The following is a 2,486-nucleotide window of genomic DNA, read 5'->3' as shown; positions in this document are numbered from 1 at the left end:
TGACGGCGCAGCCGACGCTGCCGATCAAGCTGAGCACGAGAACGGTGGAACTGATGATCGTCTTGTTCATGGGATCTCCTGAGGGTCGGTGGTTCGGGGCAGCTCACATCACCGTTTGACGCAATCGCCGCCCGCGCAGACTTTTAGCAATCGGAGTGCCCGCAACGGCGAAGGGGCTTGTCCGATCCTGTGTTTGCGGGTACTTGCACATTGCCCGCGAGATCGTCCCGCCGCCGGTTCTCTTTTGCCCGGCCGAGCTTGGCGGTTGCGGGTACTGGCTCCTTCCCCACTGGGGGAAGGCAATGCGGCCGCGGCACATCGATTGCCTCTTCACGACATCGCCACGAAAGGAGTTCCTCATGCGCAAGCTCATCCTCGTCGCCCTCGGCGGCTTTGCCTGGCGTTGGGTGCAACGCCGCTTTCTCGGCGCGCCGCGCGTGCGCCCGCGTCGTTTTTGAGCCCGGCTGCGAAGCGCTACTTCAGCAGCAACGTTCAGCCGTGACGACGGCAGCCTGGGTCTGCTGATCGTCCAACGCATCCTCGACCTGTACGCGGCCGCACCGTGGTGAGCGAGTCGGGTCGCGAAACCGTGTTTCAGTTTCGCGTTGACGTCCGCGCCGCCCCGGCGTGACAGGTCGGGCGGCCTTCAGATCAGCACGCTTGTACGCCCTGCGGATTGAATCTTGGGTTTGGGCCAGCGCCGGATCAGTTTGAACAGGCGCTGCAGGTCGCGTGCGAACACGCCGCCGCACCAGGCGCCTAGCGCGGTGGCAGCAAAGATCATCGTGCCGGAGCCGCTGGCAGCGCGGGCTCCGGGTGAGTCGAGCAGGTTGGTCAGGAACGAGGCGATCGTGCCTAGCAACGCAGCATCAAAAGCGACCGCCGCCGCCATCGGCGTGGCCAGCGGCGCGAGCACGCGCAGGCATGCGGGAGCAACCCAGCGCGCTGCTACATGCGCGGGTTTCTGGGCGTTTCGCTCTCGGGTTTGCCGTCCGAGTCCAGCTCCTTGTTGGGCTTGATGGCCGGCGAGCCCGCGCCCTCGGCGCCCTCGATCTTCTCTTCCACTTCGCGCAGCTTGGTGTCGACCTCCTTGGTCGAATGCTCGGAAGGCGCGATGTGGGATGTCTTGTCGTCTTGCATGTCGGCTTCCTTGATGTCGGTAGAAGGAGGGGTTCATGGCCGCGTCGATTCCGTTGGGTCCGGTTCTTGCCCCTGGACTCGGGGCAGGATGTCAACAACGCCGCTGACAAATCCATCATCCCCATCAACCGAGCGGGCAATCGACATGCCCGAAGCCACGCGCCGGTGGCGCTACCCCTGCAGCCCGCAACCACTGCAATGCCGCTGTAAGGCCTGACCCCCGACTGGACTCAATGCCCATCACGACCCCTTCGCCAGACGATGCGCAAGCGGATGCCGTAAAAAATGCGCGCCTTGCCACCTTGCACCGCTACGGCATCCTCGACACGCCGCGCGAAGCCCCGTTCGACGACATCACGCGGCTCGCCGCCGCGATCTGCCGTGTGCCGATCGCGGCGATCAGCTTCGTCGACGCTCACCGGCTCTGGTTCAAGTCGGTGCAGGGACTGGACATCAGCGAGAACTCGCTCGAAGTGGGGATCTGCGCCCAGGTAATGCACGGCCCCGGCGTGGTGGTGATCCCCGACCTGAGGCTCGATCCGCGCTTTGTCGGCAACCCACAGGTGTGCGGCGCGCCGGGCCTGCGCTTTTATGCCGGCGCGGCGCTGCGCACCGCGGGCGGCCAGGTGCTCGGCATGCTGTGCGCCCTGGACACCGTGCCGCACGAACTCGACCCAGTCCAGCACGAGGCGCTGGCGATCCTCGCCGCTCAGGTGGTGCAGCTGCTCGAGCTGCGCCTGCAGTGCCGCAAGGCCGAGACTGCCGAGCGTGTCGCGCGCGAGGCGCAGGCCGAATTGCACGAAGAGAGCCTGCGCAAGGACGAGTTCCTGGCGATGCTGGCCCACGAGCTGCGCAACCCGCTGGCGCCGATCCGCAACGCGGCGCAGGTGCTGCGCCTGGCCCCTGGCGACGAGCCGCGCGTGCGCCTGATGAGCGCCATGATTTCGCGCCAGGTCGACCACATGACCGGGCTGGTCGACGACATGCTCGACGTCTCGCGCGTGACTCGCGGCCTGGTGATGCTCGAGAGCTCGACGCTCGATTTGCGCGAGGTCATCACCGGCGCGCTCGAGCAGATACACCCGCAGCTGCTGGCGCGTCGCCAGCGCCTTTCTCTGCCGACCTTGCCCGAGCCGCTGCGCTTGCAGGGCGACCGCATGCGGCTGGTGCAGGTCTTGAGCAATCTGCTCAACAACGCCGTCAAGTACACGCCCGAAGGTGGTGAGATCGAGGTGCGGGTCGTGGCCGAAGACGGCGCGGTGTCGGTCAGCGTGGTCGACAACGGGGTGGGCATCGGCGCGGGGCTGCTGGCGCACGTGTTCGAGCTGTTCACCCAGGGGCAGCGC

The 2,486-nt window shown here is 66.5% G+C and carries 3 protein-coding genes; 1 reads left to right on the top strand and 2 read right to left on the bottom strand.

The window, feature by feature from the left end:
• Positions 1-646 precede the first annotated feature (646 nt).
• Together RMO12_RS08650 and RMO12_RS08645 are read right to left on the bottom strand one after the other, a co-directional pair.
• The gene (locus tag RMO12_RS08650; protein WP_309638978.1) at positions 647-916 is read right to left on the bottom strand and encodes a hypothetical protein; all 270 of its coding nucleotides are present in this window, start codon (positions 914-916) and stop codon (positions 647-649) included.
• Positions 917-948: 32 nt separating this feature from the next.
• Positions 949-1,140: a hypothetical protein gene (locus RMO12_RS08645; RefSeq protein ID WP_309638977.1), complete on the bottom strand. Its 192-nt coding sequence runs from the start codon at positions 1,138-1,140 to the stop codon at positions 949-951.
• A 233-nt stretch (positions 1,141-1,373) separates the two neighbouring features.
• Between RMO12_RS08645 and RMO12_RS08640 the strand changes: the two genes are divergently transcribed.
• Positions 1,374-2,486, top strand: a 1,113-nt coding sequence (locus RMO12_RS08640; protein WP_309638976.1) for a GAF domain-containing sensor histidine kinase, incomplete at its 3' end; no start/stop codon positions are given.

The sequence above is a fragment of the Methylibium sp. genome (assembly GCF_031393925.1).
Lineage (GTDB): Bacteria > Pseudomonadota > Gammaproteobacteria > Burkholderiales > Burkholderiaceae_C > Methylibium.
The sequence above is the reverse complement of the archived record's forward strand: the minus strand, read 5'-3'. Positions and strand labels throughout refer to the sequence as shown.